Consider the following 14,286-nt stretch of genomic DNA (forward strand, 5'->3'; position numbering starts at 1 on the left):
AGGCCTTCTGCCGTTTCCTGCCAGTACTCGTCGCGGGGACCTGTAAAGGGAGCTGTTACTGTCACGCCGACATTCCATCATCGGCCACTGACATTCTGCCGGCCCGGCGCTGCAGCTCTGCGGCGACGGTATCGATGCGGTCCAAATCGTCATCATCGGGCGCCCAGCGCGCGACGGAGAGGTCAACACGCCAGGAACCCTCCCCCGTCCGCAGATAGGACTCGTAGGCACCGGTCAACACGGTTCCTTCCTGGAGGTAGCGGCGGAGGGCTTCGGCCTGGTGGCCCTCCGGCGCCTGTCCGCTGGCCTTGACGATGCGCCACCACGGAACACCGCTTCCGCAGGAGCTCATGACTGAGCCCACCTGCCTGGGGCCGCCCGCTCCCAGGAGTTCAGCGACGTCGCCGTACGCAACTGCGGACCCTGCCGGAACCAGCCTCACAATGGCCAGTACCGCCTCCACATACTCAATCCGCATTGATCCAATGTAGCCGCAGTGGCGCTCCCGGGAATTGTCGGTGGCCCCCGTTAGCGTTGTGGCATGAGCACCTGGAACACCCTTCCCCGCGCAGCCTTCGACCTCGAAACCACCGGCCGCAACTCGCGCGCCGCCCGCATTGTTACGGCGTCAGTCACTGTTGTGGATCACAAGGGCGAGGTCATCACAGAACATGAGTGGCTGGCCGATCCGGGAGTTGAAATACCTGCCGAAGCCAGTGATGTGCACGGAATCACCACTGAGCAGGCCAGGCGTGACGGCAGGCCTGCCCAAGAGGTGACACAGGAGCTTGCCGCGGTGCTGCAGGCGCTTTTCGACGACGGCACTCCCGTCATTGCGTTCAATGCCAGCTATGATTTCACGGTCCTGGCTGCTGAATCGGCACGCTACGGCGTCCCGCAGCTCACGCGGTTTCCGGTCCTGGACCCGTACATCATGAATAAGCAGGTGGACCGCTACCGCAAGGGCAAGCGGACACTGACGGCCTTGTGCGAAGAGTATGGCGTAGTCCTGGACAACGCCCACACGTCCGCCGCTGATGCGCTGGCTACCCTCAAGGTCCTGGATGCCATGGCCGGGAAATTCCCGACGTTGAGCATGCCCGCCAGTCAGTTGCACCAGCTTCAGGTGGACTGGGCCGTGAGCCAGGCCGCCGATTTCCAGGGCTACCTCCGCAAGACCAAGCCGGCCGCTGTCATTGAAGGCGACTGGCCAGTGCTCCCCCCGCAGGATGCCGGCACCGGCGGCTTCTGACCGGCAGGTCCCGGACAGCACATGGAGACATATTTCACAGTCATATCGCTTCATGTGGTGGCCCGTTCACGGCTCCGCGGATTCGTTGCTAATCGCCCCGAGGGATAGGACGGACCGCCGGAGCACCATTCGGGCGAACAAGATTCGCTAGAATCCGGACTCGGTACTCTGCTGTTCGACATCAGGGTGGGATTAGCGGTAGTGAGACAATAAAGTTTTGCGGTCACCCCTGCCACGGCCCTGCTTGACCAGCACCGGGCAGGTGCCAGGCGCCAACAGCGCAGCCTTGCGGCCCGGTTGACTTATGACTCAATGAAAGTGACAACCTGATGAAAATCAAAGCGATGAAGTGGCTCACTACCGCTCCCGTGGCACTAGCCCTCGCGGTTTCCCTCGCAGCGTGCGGCGGCGGCTCAGGCTCTGCCGAGCCCAGCGGAACGCCCACGGACGCCCTCGCCGGCAGTGACCAGCAGACGCTGGACAAGTACACCACCGCCGACGTCACCCCGATCGATCAGATCGACAAGACAAAGCTCGGCCTCAACACTGAAGGCAAGCTCGAGGTAGGCACCCTCTCGGACGCCCCGCCGAACATCTTCATTGACCCCTCCGGCAAGTTCACCGGTTACGACAACGAACTGCTGCGCGCCATCGCCGGCAAGCTCGGCCTCGAGGTCGAATTCGTCGCCACGGACTTCTCGGCGCTGCTTTCCCAGGTGCAGACCAAACAGTTCGACGTCGGCTCCTCCTCCATCTCCACCACGGACGCCCGCCGCCAAAACGTCGGCTTCACCAACGGCTACGACTTCGGCTTCATGGCAGTAGTGGCCAAGACCGACAGCGACGTCAAGGGGTTCGCCGACCTCAAGGGCGATCTCCGGATCGGCGTTGTCCAGGGCACCGTCCAGGACGACTACGTCACCAACACCCTGAAGCTCGAGCCGATCCGCTTCCCGGACTACGCCACCGTTTACGCCAACGTGCGCAACGGCCAGGTGGACGCGTGGGTCGCTCCGTCGCAGCAGGCCACCGGACAGGTCAAGGAAGGCGACGGCACCGTCATCGCCGAGTCCGTCGTCAACACGCAGAACTTCACTGCCTACGCCGTCGCCAAGGAGAACCAGCCGCTGATCGACGCGCTGAACTCCGGCCTGGACGCCGTAATCGCTGACGGAACCTGGTCCAAGCTGACCAAGGAGTGGTACCCGGACCGCGAAACGCCGAGCGACTGGAAGCCGGGCAGCAAGGCCGCCACGGTTCCCCAGAGCTGATTGAGCCGGGACGTTTATGGATCTCTTGGACCAGTTGGCTGACACCTTCTTCAACTGGGAGGAAATGGCCAAAGTCATTCCCGCCCTCTTCATGGTGGGCTTGCCCAACACCCTGATCCTGGCCATAGCCTCCGGCGTCCTCGGCTCCCTGCTGGGACTGGGGCTGGCCATGATGGCGATCTCGCGCAACGCGGGAGTCCGTTGGCTGGCGCGCATCTACACCGACATCTTCCGGGGCCTCCCCGCCATCCTGGTAATCCTTGTCATCGGCATTGGGCTAAGTCCCATAGCCCGTGAAATCACCGGGTCCAGGAACCCCTACCCCCTGGGCATCCTGGCCCTGACGCTGATCGCGGCCGCCTACATCGGTGAGATCTTCCGTTCGGGCATTCAGAGCGTGGAGAAGGGCCAGTTGGAGGCATCCAGGGCGCTCGGATTCAGCTACGGCAGTTCCATGCGGCTGGTGGTGGTGCCGCAGGGCATCCGGCGGGTCCTTCCGGCACTGGTGAACCAGTTCATTTCGCTGTTGAAGGATTCATCGCTGGTCTTCATGCTGGGGTTGGCTGCCTCCGACCGGGAAATCTTTCGGATCGGAAATGACGCCATGGCCAACACGGGCAACCTTTCTCCGCTGGTGGCCGCCGGGGTGCTGTATCTGATCCTGACCGTCCCGCTGACGCACTTCGTGAACTTCATCGACAACCGGCTGCGTACCGGCAAGCCGGAGAAGAAGGAACCGGATGAGCTGGCAGCGCCTATCGGCAAGGGGGCACACGCATGACGGAATTCGCTTCCGGAACCCTGACCGGCAAGAACCTGCACCTCTCGTTCGGCCACAACCATGTTCTCCGCGGCATTGACCTGCACGTGGAGAAGGGCACCACGGCTTCTGTGATCGGTCCGTCGGGATCGGGCAAGTCCACGCTGCTGCGGGTGATGAACCGGCTGATCGAACCCGACCAGGGCGACATCCTGCTGGATGGCCGCTCGGTCCTGAAGGACAACCCGGATGAACTCCGGCAGCGGATCGGCATGGTGTTCCAGCAGTTCAACCTGTTCCCGCACAAGACCGTGGTGGACAACGTGTCCCTGGCGCTGCGGAAGCTCCGGAAGCTGTCGCAGGAGCAGGCCCGCGCCGAGGCCCTGGAGCAGCTGGACCTGGTGGGCCTTAAGCACAAGGCAGACGCCCGCCCGGCCAACCTCTCCGGAGGCCAGCAGCAACGCGTGGCGATCGCCCGGGCGCTGGCCATGAAGCCGGAAGTAATGTTCTTCGACGAGGCCACATCCGCGCTGGACCCTGAGCTCGTCAAGGGCGTCCTGGCGCTTATGACGGACCTCGCAAAGGGCGGCATGACCATGGTGGTGGTGACCCACGAGATGGGCTTCTCCCGCAACGTGTCGGACATGGTGACGTTTATGGACGCGGGCGTGGTGGTCGAGTCGGGACCGCCCCAGCAGATCTTCAGCGAGCCCCGGACGGACCGCCTGAAGAACTTCCTGTCGGACGTCTTGTAGCAACTGCCAAGGGCTGACAAAAATCCCCGGTTGCATGATGCAACCGGGGATTTTTGCTGTCCGGCGCCGGGTGTCCGGCGCCGGGACTGCCCTGGCTTCCTAGCCGCGGGCGGCGGCTGCTGCTTTTGCTGCGGCCGGAAGGGCGTCGAAGATCCGGTTCATGGCTGCGTCATCGTGCGCGGCGGACAGGAACCAGGCTTCGAAGACAGACGGGGGCAGGTAGACGCCGGATTCCAGCATCGAGTGGAAGAACGGCGCGTACCGGAAGCTCTCCTGCGCCTGGGCGTCGGCGTAGTTCTGCACGCCGCTGGCCGAGGTTCCGAAAGCCACCGAGAACAGGTTGCCGGCGAACTGGATGGAGTGGTCCACGCCGGCATCGTCCAGGGCGCTGGACAGGGCGGAGGACAGTTCCAGCGACCGCACGTCGATGTAGGAGTAGACGTCGCGGGTGGCGTGGGTCAGCGTAGCCACACCCGCAGCCATCGCCACGGGATTCCCGGAGAGCGTCCCGGCCTGGTACACCGAACCGATGGGGGCAAGGTAGTCCATGATGTCCGCACGTCCGCCGAGGGCGGCCGTCGGCATTCCGCCGCCGATGACCTTGCCGAAGGTGAGCAGGTCCGGGGCCCATGGCTCGGCGGCATCCGGCGCACCGCCCGTGAGGCCCCAGTAGCCGGAATAACCGGTGCGGAACCCTGTGAGGACCTCGTCGACGATGAGCAGCGCGCCGTGTTCGCGGGTGATGCGGGACAGGCCGAGGTTGAAGCCTTCGCCGGGCGTGACTACGCCCATGTTGGCCGGAGCCGCCTCGGTGATTACTGCTGCGATGTTGGGTCCGTGGGCGGCGAATGCTTCCTTGACGGCAGTGAGGTCGTTGTAAGGCAGCACCAGGGTCTCAGCAGCCGTGGCCTCGGTGACACCGGCGGAACCGGGCATTGCCAGGGTGGCTACGCCGGAGCCGGCCGAGGCCAGCAGTCCATCCAGGTGGCCATGGTAGCAGCCGGCGAACTTGATGATGAGGTTCCGGCCGGTGAAGCCGCGGGCAAGCCGGACAGCCGTCATGGTGGCTTCGGTGCCTGTGGAAACCATCCGGACCCGTTCGGCGGCAGGAACACGTTCCTTGACGATGGCCGCGAGGTTCGCCTCGTCCGGGGTGGATGCGCCGAAGGACAGGCCGCGGTCCACAGCTGTGTGGACCGCATCGAGTACGGCGGGGTGCGCGTGGCCCAGCAGGGCGGGGCCCCACGAGCAGACCAGGTCCACGTATTCCTTGCCGTCGGCGTCCGTCAGGTAGGGGCCCTTGGCAGCGACCATAAAGCGCGGGGTTCCGCCGACGGACCCGAACGCCCGTACAGGAGAGTTGACCCCGCCCGGCATCAGCTGGCGGGCGCGGTCGAAGAGTGCCTCGTTGCGAGGGTTGCTGGAAGTCATGGTTCCTATTCTCTCAGCTGGCCGGCGTGTCAGTTGCCGAGCAGTTCCGACACCCGGGGCGCCACCGCCGTGCCCAGCAGTTCAATGGAACGCATCATGGCAGAGTGCGGCAACGGGCCGTTGCTGTACTTGAGGTCGAAACGGTCCACGCCCAGGGTCTGTTTGAGCAGGACAATTTTTCGGGCGACGGTTTCCGGTGAGCCGACGTAGAGGGCCCCCTCGGGCGCACACAGGGCGTCGAACTCTCCCCTTCCGCCAGGACCCCAGCCGCGCTCGGCCCCGATCTTGTTCCGCAGCTTCAGCCAGTGCGGAAAGAGCTCCTCCCGGGCCTGCTCGTCCGTATCTGCCACGTGGCCGGGCGAATGCGTGGCAACCTGCTGCATTGGGTGGCCGTACTTGGACATGGCCTCCCGGTACAGGTCCACCAGCGGGCGGAACGCGCGCGGCTGCCCGCCGATGATCGCGAAAATAATGGGGTAGCCGTACTGCGCGCACCGGAGCACCGATTCGGGTGTTCCGCCGACGCCGATCCAGGTGGGCAGCAGGTGCCGTTCCAGGGGCGGGTACACGCTCAGCCCGGCAATTGCTGGCCGGGTCCGGCCTTCCCAATGCACCGGCTTCTGGGCACGCACCTTGTCGAAGAGCTCAAGCTTCTCTTCAAACAGCACCTCGTAGTCCGCCAGATCCAGCCCGAACAAGGGGAAGGACTCAACGAATGATCCGCGGCCCAGCATCACTTCGGCGCGGCCGTTGGAGAGCGCGTCAACGGTGGAAAAGCGCTGGAACACCCGGATGGGATCGTCGGAGCTGAGGACCGTAACGGCCGAACCGAGGCGGATCCGGGTGGTGCGGGCGGCAGCCGCGGCGAGGAAGACCTCGGGCGCAGACACGGCGTAGTCCTTGCGGTGGTGCTCCCCAACATCAAAGGCGTGAAGTCCGACGGCGTCCGCCAGCTCCGCCTGCTCCAGCAGCTGGCGCAGAACTTGCGCATGCGACTGGGAGCTGCCGTCCCGATGCTCCCCCACGTCGCCAAAGGTATTCAGCCCGATCAGGATGCGGCCTTCGCCCACCGGTTCCGTGGGCCCCAAAACGGTGGGACCCGCCGCGGGCTGCGGCAGGCGGCCCGAGGATGCCGGATCCAGACCGGCTCCCCCGCCGGTGCTTGTTTCACTCATGACGACTCCTTCAGCCAGCCGGCCAGTTCCGCTGCCCAGTAGGTCAGCACCATGTGGGCACCCGCGCGGCGGATACCGAGCACGGATTCGGTGATGGCCGCCCGCCTGTCGATCCAGCCGTTCGCGGCCGCAGCCTCGATCATGGCGTACTCCCCCGAGATTTGGTAGGCCGCCACCGGGACAGGGCTCATGGCCGCCACGTCGGCAACGATGTCAAGGTAGCTCATGGCCGGTTTCACCATCACTACGTCTGCACCCTCGGCGAGGTCGAGTTCCACCTCGCGGAGGGCTTCGGTGCGGTTGCCCGCGTCCATCTGGTAGGTCCGGCGGTCCCCCTTGAGCTGGGAGTCCACGGCTTCCCGGAACGGTCCGTAGAAGGCCGATGCGTACTTTGCAGCATAGGCAATGACGGACGTGTTGGTGTGGCCTGCCTGGTCCAGGGCGGTGCGGATCGCCGCGACCTGCCCGTCCATCATGCCGGAGGGACCTAGCATGTGGGCTCCGGCCTCCGCCTGCGCTACCGCCATCTGCGCGTAGATCCCAACGGTACGGTCGTTGTCCACGTACCCCCCGGCATCCAGTACGCCGCAGTGCCCGTGGTCTGTGAACTCGTCCAGGCAAACATCGCTCATGATCACCAGGTCGTCGCCCACCTCTGCCCGGACGTCCCGGATGGCCTTGTTCAGGACTCCCTCAGGGTCAAGGGAGGCAGTGCCCTCTGCGTCGCGGGTCTCCGGGATGCCGAACAGCATGATCCCGCCCAGGCCCAGCTGCACGGCTTCTGCCGCTGCCCGCCTGAGCGTCTCCGTGGTGTGCTGGACGACGCCGGGCATCGAACTGATGGGGTTCGGCTCGCTGAGGCCTTCCCGGATGAAAGCCGGCAAAATCAGCTCTGCCGGGGCCAGCCGGGTTTCAGCGGTCAATCGGCGCATGGCGGGGGTGGTGCGCAGGCGGCGGGGGCGTTGGCTCGGAAAAGTCATTCGGTGTCCTTCACGGTGAGGGTAAAGCGGGAAAGTTCCAACTGGCGTTTGCTGCCCCTTACGGCGGCTCACCTGCGGGCTGTCCTGCACCGAGCGCCGTTTCGACGGCGGCAACCAGCCCCCGGGGCGTTGGTTCTTCGGCGACTGCTGCCACGGGGAGGCCCAAAGCAGCGGCCTGTTCCGCCGTCGACCGCCCGATCACCACCAGGCGGCATCGGCGCAACAGCGGGAGCGCGAAGATGCGCCTCACGGCGCTGGGCGAAGCCGCCACCACTGCGTGGATCCTCCCGGCTGCGATGTCTGCGGCGGCTGCCTCCGGTGCCAGGAGGGAGTAAGACGGCGTCGGCTGCCCCGGTCCCGCATCCTCAGACGGTATTGCCAGCCTGCGCTCCGCTGCCGCCGGGTAGTCAACCGTACGGTACGCGGTGATTGCGGTGACGGTGCTGCCCGCCGCCGTCAAACCTTCGGCGAGGCGTGGCGGGGCGATGTCCGCCTGGGGCAGCAGTACCTTCCCGGCGCCGGCAGGCCAGACCTCCAGGAGTCCGGCGGCGGACTGTTCGTTACTGGGCGTCAGCGCCACCGGAAGGCCGGCGGCTTCGAGGAGCCGTCGGCAGGCCGGTCCTATTGCAGCGACCCGCGTGCGCGCAGGAATCCACTGCTGAAGCGTCACTCCCCGTTCACTTGCCTTGGCGTTGAGTACGTGGACTGTGGTTGCACTGCTCACCACCAGCCAGTCGAAAGCGCCAGCGCCGAGCGCATCGCAGGCGACATCCAGGGAGTGCTGGTCCGCGGCGCGTTCGAAGTCGATCAGTGGAAGCAGGAGCGGCTCCGCGCCGGCCTCCGCAAGCGCCGCCAAAAATTGCAGTGACCGTTCCGGGCTGCGGGTTATCAGTACCTTGGCACCGCCCAGCGGCTTCCCGCTCCCTAGCTCCGCAGCGGCGCCGGCCGTGCTGCTGTCCGTCATGGTCAGGTCTCCCCGTCTGGCGGGTACTGGACACCACGGGCAGGCACTTCCACGGCCGGCTCAGGAGGCCTGCAGGTCCGCGATATCGGCGGCACCGGCGGCCAGGAGGATTTCTGCGAGTTCGATGCCCAGCAGGGTGGCCCCTACTTCCGTGAGCCCGTCAGTTGCCCGCTTGTCCCTGACCGAAGCGGTGCCGTCCACGGCACAGACCACGGCTTCAAGGTGAAGCATGCTGCCCTTACGGAAGGCATAGGCGCCCACCGGTGCTGCACAGCCGGCTTCCAGCCGGGCCAGCAGGGCACGCTCAGCGGTGACGGCGAGCCGGGTATCCGGATCGTCCAGCGCGCCAAGTGCCTGTGCCAGGACTTCCCTCGAGCCGTCGGTGGAACCCGGCCGGGGCGGGGCGTCGGCGGTGCGGCATTCAATGGCGAGCGAGCCCTGGCCGGCAGCGGGCAGCATAACGTCCGTTTCGAGGAATTCGCTGACGGCGTCCAGCCGGCCGATGCGCTCCAGACCTGCGGCAGCAAGAACCACGGCATCGAGGTCGCAGGACTTGCCCGCAGCCACCTCATCCGTTGCGTTGCCGGGCAGCCCGGGTACCCTGCCCAGCCGGGTGTCCACGTTGCCGCGGATGTCCATGATGTCGAGATCGGGCCGGGCTGTGCGGAGCTGCGCCGCACGGCGGGGCGAGCCCGTGCCCACAGTGGCGCCGTGCGGAAGGTCGGCCAGTTTCAGGCCGTCCCGCGCGCAGAGGACATCCCGCACATCCACCCGCTTGGGCGTCGCCGCCAGGCTCAGCCCTACTGCCGGGCCGGTGGGCAAATCCTTGAGCGAATGAATCGCCACGTCGCACTCGTTGCGCAGCAGCGCATCCCGCAGGGCAGCGACGAAAACGCCTGTGCCGCCCATCTGCGACAAGGAACCGGTGAGGACGTCGCCGTCGGTCCGGATGTGGACGAGCTCCACGGGGAAGCCTCCGACGGCGGCGAGCTGGTCGGCAGTCTGCTGCGTCTGGGTCAGTGCCAGCTTGCTGGCACGGGTTCCGATACGGACCGTCACTGGTGCGGCGCTCCCCCGGCCGGGCTGGACTGGCCTGCGGCGGACTGGTCCCCGGCGGCTTCACCGGGGTAGGGATCGTGGCCGGTCCCGATAGTGGTGTCCGCTCCTGCGATGGTCGGCTTTTCACCCCGGAAGTTCGCGCAGCATCCCGGACGGCAGACGTCGTACCAGGGCCCCAGGGCGGTCACGGCCGGGCGTTCGCTGATGTTGTTGGTGGCGGTACGCTCTGAAATCAGGTCCACCATGCCATTGACGAACTTGCGGTGCGTGCCGGGTGTTGGAACGCGTGTCGCGGCGAGACCGAGGTTTGCGCAGGTCTCCAGGGCTTCCGTGTCCAGGTCCCAGACAACTTCCATGTGGTCGCTGACAAAACCGAGCGGCACAATGACGATGCCTTTGACGCCCTGGCCTGCCAGCTCCTCGATGGCGTCGTTGATGTCCGGCTCGAGCCACGGCACGTGCGGGGCGCCCGACCGGGACTGGTAGACAAGGCTCCAGGGGGCGGTGAGGCCTGATTCCTCTTCCACACGCTGGATTACAACGGCAGCGGTGGCAAGGTGCTGGGCAACATACGCCGAGCCCTCTTCGAATTCGCGGGGTTCGCCCTCGGACCGGCCTGCGGCGTCTGCGTCACGCGTGGGGATGGAGTGGGTGGCGAACAGGATCTGAACCGGAGCGTCGGGCGTGCCGGCGGCGGCAAGCTTTGCCTGCACGTCCGCCAGGCCCGCGGCGGTGCCTTCGACGAAAGGCTCCACGAAGCCGGGGTGGTCGAAGTACTGGCGCACCTTGTCCACCTCGAGCCGGCCGTCCAGGCCGGTCTCGGTCAGTGCCATGCCGATGTCCTCGCGGTACTGGCGGCAACTGGAGTAACAGGAGTAGGCACTGGTGGTGATCATGAGCAGGCGGCGGTGCCCGGCGTCGTAGGCGTCCTGCAGGGTCTCCGGAATGTACGGGGCCCAGTTGCGGTTGCCCCAGAGCACCGGAAGGTCGATGCCCCGGGCGGCAAGCTCTGCCTCAAGGGCCGCCTTCAGCTCACGGTTCTGCTGGTTGATGGGGCTGATGCCGCCGTTGGCACGGTAGTGGTGCGAGACTTCTTCGAGCCGTTCGTCCGGGATGCCCCGGCCGCGGGTGACGTTGCGGAGGAACGGAATCACGTCCTCCTGCCCTTCGGGGCCACCGAAGGACGCGAGCAGGACGGCGTCGTAATCCTTGGGGGCCATCCGGCCCGCCTCGGTTACGGGATTGAGAGCGGTAACTCCCGCGGGATCCCGGGCGTCAAGGGGGCTCATGCCAGCACCTCTGCAACTTCCGCGGGAGAAATCCGGCGTCCGGTGTAGAAGGGTATCTCCTCGCGGACGTGGTTGCGTGCTTCCGTGGCGCGCAGGTGGCGCATGAGGTCCACCAGGTCCACGAGCTCGGGCGCCTCCAGGCCCAGGATCCATTCCCAGTCGCCCAGCGCGAAGGAAGAGACGGTGTTGGAGATGACCTGCGGGAAGTCGCGGCCCAGCAGCCCGTGGTCGCGAAGCATCTTCCCGCGCTCAGCGTCCGGCAGGATGTACCACTCGTAGGAGCGGACAAACGGGTAAACGCACAGCCACTCGGCAGGTGCCACCCCCCGGGAGTACGCGGGAGTGTGGTTCTTCGCGAACTCGGCCTCACGGTGCACGCCCATCGCGGACCAGACGATCTCGGTTCCGGCAAAAAGGGTACTCCGGCGGATATCGCGGATTGCCTGCTGAAGCGCTTCCGGCTTGGGGCCGTGGAGCCACACCATCACGTCGGCATCTGCGCGCATTGCGGAAACGTCGTAGCTGCCGCGATGCGTCACGCCCGCCTCGGCGAGCCGTTCCAGCAGGGCTTCGAAGTCGGCGGCAGCATCAGCGCTGCGGATCAGGGCTTCGGAGCGCTTGAAGACCGTCCAAAGGGTAAAGAACTGCTCGGCTGATTCTTCGGTTTTAGTGACAGATTCGGCAGAAGTGTGGCTCATGGTTACAAGTTTGCCCCCTCGTACCCGTCAAGTCGAAACCAGCGAGTTCTACAGTGCGTAGAAGTGACTAAGGTCACAGTATCGGCAGCTGTTCCGGCGCTCCCGGCAGCCGGGCCTAGGGATTCCGCAGCCGGAAGAAAACCATTCCCGCGGCGCCGGCAACCCCTACCAGCCCTGAGCCAAGCCATACCAGGGCACTCTTAGGTTCCGGCTGGGCAGTGAGGCTGGCACTGGTCCGGGCACTGTTGCCAGGTACCGCTGCGGTGTAGGGCGTCCACGCCGGCAGGGCCTGCGGCATCGAGTAGACCGGCACATATGCCCCCTGCCCGCCGGTCGCTGAGAGGTCACCTTCCGCGGCGCGGGCCGCCGGGGCTGCATCCGGCACGGCGCCCGTCACGGCACCGTCTTTTTCTGCCGATGGGAAATTCCCGGCTGCGTCCGATCCAGGCGAAGCCGGCTTTGCCGGCGTGATCCCGCCCGCCGCTGCAGGCGTTTCCGGAACAGCCGGAGCGGCCGGCGCGGGGGCGCTGCCGGCGGGCAGCTCGGGAGCGGCGGCAGGAACCGTGGGCGCGACGCCGGGCGCCTTCCCCGACGATGCGGGTGCGGAACCGGCAGGGGTGGGCGCCGCAGGGCGGCTGGCGGCCGGAGTACCGGATGCGGCGGCGCTGGATGTCGGCGCCGGTGACACTGCGGCAGGGGCAGTGGGCGCGGGCGTTGAGTCGGGCTTCGGGTTAGCCGTTACGGCTGGCCGAAGTACTGACGGGACCGCGGAAGGAGTGGCAGCGGGGCTGGGACCGGCGTGCTGCTTAGAACCAGGGCCATGCCCGTTCCCTCCCGGAGCCTTACCGTTGGCGTCCTTCCCGCGGTTCTGCCCGGGCGCGTCCTCGCGCGCATCCTCCGAACTGCCCCGGAACTGGGCTACCACCGGGAGGGATTGAGTGTCCACGGCAGGAACCGCCGGGTCACCAGTGCTCGGGGATCCCTCAGCCGCCTGGGACGCCGGGACGCCTGTGGCTAGAACCAGTACCGCTCCGATTGCCGCGGCTGCTGCGCCGCGCCGGACTCCCCCGTTGGTACCGGTCCGGGACATGGAAAGCTCGGACCTGTTGTAAACCATAGTCATCGACCCTAACTACGGGGTCGCCCGATCTAAAAACCGGTGGGGCGCCGAACAACGCTTCCAGGCCGGCGTGTTTGGCGCAGTAGTCCCGCTGACCAGCACCAACGTTCAGCCGGCCAGGCTCCGGATCTGCGTCACCGTGTCGGACACCACTGCGGCCAGTCCGTTCCCGGCTGCCCAGCCGCCCACCACGGCCAGGCCGCCGACGGCGTTGCATGCTTCCCGAATTGCCATCACCTTGGCACGGTGCCCGACGGCGGCAAAGGGCAGGGAGCCGCCCCACCTGACAACGTCCCAGTCCACGACGTCCTGCCGGCTGATGCCCACGCCCAGCAGTGCCGATGCGTCGGAAAGTGCTGCTGCCAGGAGCCCATCGTCCGTATCCGGCCTGCCCAATTGGTTGCCGCCGCCGTCAACCCGTCCGTAGGAAAGCCGGAGGACGTGCCGCCCGGGGCCTGCGGCGGCCGCCAGCCAATCCCACTTGCCGGTGGCATGGGTCAGGGCCTTTGCCTGGACGCCGGAAGTTTGGGGCGCAACGAGGATGCCGGTGCCGCGGGGTCGGCGGTCCAGTTCGGGCTTGTCCAGGACCAGGGTGACGAGCTGCACGTCGGGCCCAGAACCGGGTTGCTTTCCCGCTATGGCCGGGACCTCGTGCTGCAGCAGCCCGACGGCGGCCGGTCCGTCCACTGCCACAGCCAGCAAACCGGCGTCGAACGTTTCCCCGGCGGCGCCAACGCGCCACCCATCCGCTGTCCGCACCACCGAGGTTGCGCGGACATTGGCGAGGAGCGTGATGCCCCGGCCACGGAGGTCACGAACGAGGGCGCTGACCAGGGTGTGCATGCCGCCTTCGAGGCCCGCGACGGCGGATCCTGCCTTGGCCGGTCCGCTGCGGTTGCGCCGCTGCGCAGCCACCGCGTCGGCCAGGGAGCCGTGCTTCCGCAGTCCGGCGCGAAGCCCGGGGGCCACCATGTCGACGTCGAGCAGTCCCGGATCTGCAGAGTGGACGCCGCCCACTACGGGCTCTACCAGCCGCTCAAGAACACGCCGTCCCATACGGGCTCGGACGAGCGCGGACACGCTGACAACGTCCGCACTCGTTCCGATGGACGCCGGCAGGATCCTGTCGAGGGAGGCCCGGAGCGAGCCCGGCAGGCCCAGGGACCGGCGGACTTCGGGATCCCAGGGGTTGGCGGGAATTCCCAAAACGCCGGTCTTGGGAAGTTCGCGGGGGCCGTCCGGGAGCTGTACCCAGGCGCCGCCAGGCCGGGGCGCAACGATCCTGTCCGCAAGGCCCAACTGGGCGGCCAGGTCCGCGACGGCGTCGGACCGGGTGGCGAAGGACTCTGCGCCGCTGTCCAATGTCAGGCCCGCTACGACGTGGCTGCCTACGCAGCCGCCCCACTCCCCGCCGGCCTCGAGGACTGTGACGCGGTGTCCGGCAGCAGCGAGCTCCCGGGCAGACAGGAGGCCTGCTATCCCGCCGCCCAGCACCAGCGCGGACCGGGCACCAGCCGGGTGACCCGTCACGG

At 66.9% G+C, this 14,286-nt stretch carries 14 protein-coding genes; 4 read left to right on the forward strand and 10 right to left on the reverse strand.

Annotated elements, in window-relative coordinates:
* Positions 1–61: 61 nt before the first annotated feature.
* Complete coding sequence (locus AC5RTE_RS12930; RefSeq protein WP_494041804.1) at positions 62–478, reverse strand: MGMT family protein; 417 nt, start codon at positions 476–478, stop codon at positions 62–64.
* A gap of 63 nt (positions 479–541) precedes the next feature.
* Here AC5RTE_RS12930 and AC5RTE_RS12935 point away from each other — a divergent pair, with 63 nt between their 5' ends.
* The 4 genes from AC5RTE_RS12935 to AC5RTE_RS12950 all read left to right on the forward strand — a co-directional run bounded on the left by AC5RTE_RS12935 (position 542) and on the right by AC5RTE_RS12950 (position 4,038).
* A complete protein-coding gene (locus tag AC5RTE_RS12935; protein WP_494041805.1) occupies positions 542–1,252 on the forward strand; it encodes a 3'-5' exonuclease in 711 nt (236 codons plus the stop codon).
* 329 nt (positions 1,253–1,581) lie between these two features.
* The gene (locus AC5RTE_RS12940; RefSeq protein WP_494041806.1) at positions 1,582–2,523 is read left to right on the forward strand and encodes an ABC transporter substrate-binding protein; all 942 of its coding nucleotides are present in this window, start codon (positions 1,582–1,584) and stop codon (positions 2,521–2,523) included.
* Positions 2,524–2,539: 16 nt separating this feature from the next.
* Positions 2,540–3,304, forward strand: coding sequence for an amino acid ABC transporter permease (locus tag AC5RTE_RS12945; protein WP_494041807.1), 765 nt, complete (start codon positions 2,540–2,542; stop codon positions 3,302–3,304).
* The gene (locus AC5RTE_RS12950; protein WP_494041808.1) at positions 3,301–4,038 is read left to right on the forward strand and encodes an amino acid ABC transporter ATP-binding protein; all 738 of its coding nucleotides are present in this window, start codon (positions 3,301–3,303) and stop codon (positions 4,036–4,038) included. The genes AC5RTE_RS12945 and AC5RTE_RS12950 overlap by 4 nt, the downstream gene beginning before the upstream one ends.
* A 99-nt stretch (positions 4,039–4,137) precedes the next feature.
* Here the strand turns inward: AC5RTE_RS12950 and hemL are convergent, their stop codons facing one another.
* The 9 genes from hemL to hemG form a co-directional block, all read right to left on the reverse strand.
* Entirely contained in the window at positions 4,138–5,469 is a 1,332-nt protein-coding gene (gene hemL, locus AC5RTE_RS12955) for a glutamate-1-semialdehyde 2,1-aminomutase (protein ID WP_494041809.1), read from the reverse strand.
* 29 nt (positions 5,470–5,498) lie between these two features.
* Positions 5,499–6,644 carry an LLM class flavin-dependent oxidoreductase gene (locus AC5RTE_RS12960; RefSeq protein WP_494041810.1) on the reverse strand — a complete coding sequence of 382 codons (1,146 nt, stop codon included), beginning with the start codon at positions 6,642–6,644 and terminating at the stop codon, positions 5,499–5,501.
* Positions 6,641–7,624, reverse strand: a complete 984-nt coding sequence (hemB, locus tag AC5RTE_RS12965; protein ID WP_494041811.1) for a porphobilinogen synthase — start codon at positions 7,622–7,624, stop codon at positions 6,641–6,643. Before hemB ends, AC5RTE_RS12960 begins: the two co-directional genes overlap by 4 nt.
* Positions 7,625–7,682: 58 nt before the next feature.
* A complete protein-coding gene (locus tag AC5RTE_RS12970; protein WP_494041812.1) occupies positions 7,683–8,588 on the reverse strand; it encodes a uroporphyrinogen-III synthase in 906 nt (301 codons plus the stop codon).
* A gap of 60 nt (positions 8,589–8,648) precedes the next feature.
* Positions 8,649–9,647, reverse strand: a complete 999-nt coding sequence (hemC, locus tag AC5RTE_RS12975) for a hydroxymethylbilane synthase (RefSeq protein WP_494041813.1) — start codon at positions 9,645–9,647, stop codon at positions 8,649–8,651.
* Positions 9,644–10,936, reverse strand: a complete 1,293-nt coding sequence (locus tag AC5RTE_RS12980) for a ferrochelatase (RefSeq protein WP_494041814.1) — start codon at positions 10,934–10,936, stop codon at positions 9,644–9,646. Before AC5RTE_RS12980 ends, hemC begins: the two co-directional genes overlap by 4 nt.
* The gene (hemQ, locus tag AC5RTE_RS12985; RefSeq protein ID WP_494041815.1) at positions 10,933–11,634 is read right to left on the reverse strand and encodes a hydrogen peroxide-dependent heme synthase; all 702 of its coding nucleotides are present in this window, start codon (positions 11,632–11,634) and stop codon (positions 10,933–10,935) included. The genes AC5RTE_RS12980 and hemQ overlap by 4 nt, the downstream gene beginning before the upstream one ends.
* 115 nt (positions 11,635–11,749) lie before the next feature.
* Positions 11,750–12,757: a hypothetical protein gene (locus AC5RTE_RS12990; RefSeq protein WP_494041816.1), complete on the reverse strand. Its 1,008-nt coding sequence runs from the start codon at positions 12,755–12,757 to the stop codon at positions 11,750–11,752.
* A gap of 105 nt (positions 12,758–12,862) precedes the next feature.
* On the reverse strand, positions 12,863–14,284 hold the full coding sequence (hemG, locus tag AC5RTE_RS12995) for a protoporphyrinogen oxidase (protein WP_494041817.1): 1,422 nt from the start codon (positions 14,282–14,284) through the stop codon (positions 12,863–12,865).
* Between the last annotated feature and the right edge of the window lie 2 nt (positions 14,285–14,286).

This window comes from Arthrobacter sp. K41 (assembly GCF_059089645.1).

Coding starts and splice junctions, on each gene's coding strand:
- AC5RTE_RS12930 (WP_494041804.1), bottom strand. CDS start 478: ATGCGGATTGAGTATGTGGAGGCGGTACTGGCCATTGTGAGGCTGGTT.
- AC5RTE_RS12970 (WP_494041812.1), bottom strand. CDS start 8,588: ATGACGGACAGCAGCACGGCCGGCGCCGCTGCGGAGCTAGGGAGCGGG.
- hemB (WP_494041811.1), bottom strand. CDS start 7,624: ATGACTTTTCCGAGCCAACGCCCCCGCCGCCTGCGCACCACCCCCGCC.
- AC5RTE_RS12960 (WP_494041810.1), bottom strand. CDS start 6,644: ATGAGTGAAACAAGCACCGGCGGGGGAGCCGGTCTGGATCCGGCATCC.
- AC5RTE_RS12940 (WP_494041806.1), top strand. CDS start 1,582: ATGAAAATCAAAGCGATGAAGTGGCTCACTACCGCTCCCGTGGCACTA.
- hemL (WP_494041809.1), bottom strand. CDS start 5,469: ATGACTTCCAGCAACCCTCGCAACGAGGCACTCTTCGACCGCGCCCGC.
- hemQ (WP_494041815.1), bottom strand. CDS start 11,634: ATGAGCCACACTTCTGCCGAATCTGTCACTAAAACCGAAGAATCAGCC.
- AC5RTE_RS12950 (WP_494041808.1), top strand. CDS start 3,301: ATGACGGAATTCGCTTCCGGAACCCTGACCGGCAAGAACCTGCACCTC.
- AC5RTE_RS12935 (WP_494041805.1), top strand. CDS start 542: ATGAGCACCTGGAACACCCTTCCCCGCGCAGCCTTCGACCTCGAAACC.
- AC5RTE_RS12980 (WP_494041814.1), bottom strand. CDS start 10,936: ATGAGCCCCCTTGACGCCCGGGATCCCGCGGGAGTTACCGCTCTCAAT.
- AC5RTE_RS12945 (WP_494041807.1), top strand. CDS start 2,540: ATGGATCTCTTGGACCAGTTGGCTGACACCTTCTTCAACTGGGAGGAA.
- AC5RTE_RS12990 (WP_494041816.1), bottom strand. CDS start 12,757: ATGACTATGGTTTACAACAGGTCCGAGCTTTCCATGTCCCGGACCGGT.